The sequence below is a fragment of the Ensifer sp. B1-9 genome (assembly GCF_050474445.1).
In the GTDB taxonomy this organism is placed as follows: domain Bacteria; phylum Pseudomonadota; class Alphaproteobacteria; order Rhizobiales; family Rhizobiaceae; genus Ensifer.
On sequence record NZ_JBCHVG010000043.1, the window covers coordinates 1 to 1,048 of the forward strand.

A 1,048-nucleotide genomic window follows, 5' to 3' on the forward strand; every position below is an offset into this window, starting at 1 on the left:
TGTTTAGTCCCGGCATTTGCTGGAGCGGATTGAGGGTGAAACGTTGGGGTTGTGAAGCCCATGCTTTGCAGATGAACTCGTAGGGCGTGAGGCCCTTGAGGGTCTTGAGCCTACGGCCGAAATTGTAGGCAGCGACGAAGTCGGCGAGGTGCTGGCGGAGCTGGTCATGGCTCTCATAGTAGAAGCGTCTGACGGTGGCGTCCTTGATGGTTCGGTTCATCCTCTCCACCTGACCGTTGGTCCATGGATGCTTCGCCTTGGTGGTGCGGTGCTCGATATCGTTGGTGGCGCAGGTGTATTCGAAGGCATGGGCCCAGAAACGCTCGCCCTTGGCGATCGCCTCTTTGATCAGCGGCACGGCGGACCCTCCAGCGCCGGGCGTCGTGAACTGGATCCCGTTGTCGGTGAGCACGGTGTGGATCTTGTAGGGGACGGCGGCAATCAAGCGCAGGAGGAACTCGCGCGAGACGGCGGTGGTGGCCTTCTCGTGCAGTTCGACGAAGGCAAACTTCGAGGTGCGATCGATGGCGACAAACATGTGCAGCTTGCCTTGTTCGGTGCGTACCTCGGCGATGTCGATGTGAAAATAGCCGATCGGGTAGCTCTTGAACTTCTTCTTCGCCGGCCTGTCTCCGTCGACATCCGGCAGGCGGCCGATGCCGTGGCGTTGCAGGCAACGATGCAGCGAAGACCGCGTCAGATGCGGGATCGTCGGTTGCAACGCATAGAGGCAGTCATCAAGTGGCAGCAGTGTGTAACGCCGGAAAGCAACGATAACCGCTTCTTCCTCGACGGACAGGACAGTCGATCTCGGCTCCTTCGGGCCGGTCGGAAGGTCTGCGACTGACGCCCGCTTCCGCCACTTGGCGACGGTCTTCTGGTTGATCCCGTAGCGCTTCGAAAGCGTCCTCAGGCTCTCTTGACTATGTTGTATCGCTCGACGGACCGCCTCTGTCGTCGTGGCGCTCCCATGAAGAACCTGGCCCATAGCGCATCCTTTGATTCGGAAGATAAGGATGCCCCATCAAAGCCTGGGATCAAACATCTA

General features: G+C 59.4%; 1 protein-coding gene. It reads right to left on the reverse strand.

Going from position 1 to position 1,048, the window contains the following annotated elements:
• On the reverse strand, positions 1-988 hold a 988-nt coding region (locus tag ACQ5BM_RS34565; protein ID WP_429820848.1), incomplete at its 3' end, for an IS481 family transposase.
• Positions 989-1,048 lie beyond the last annotated feature (60 nt).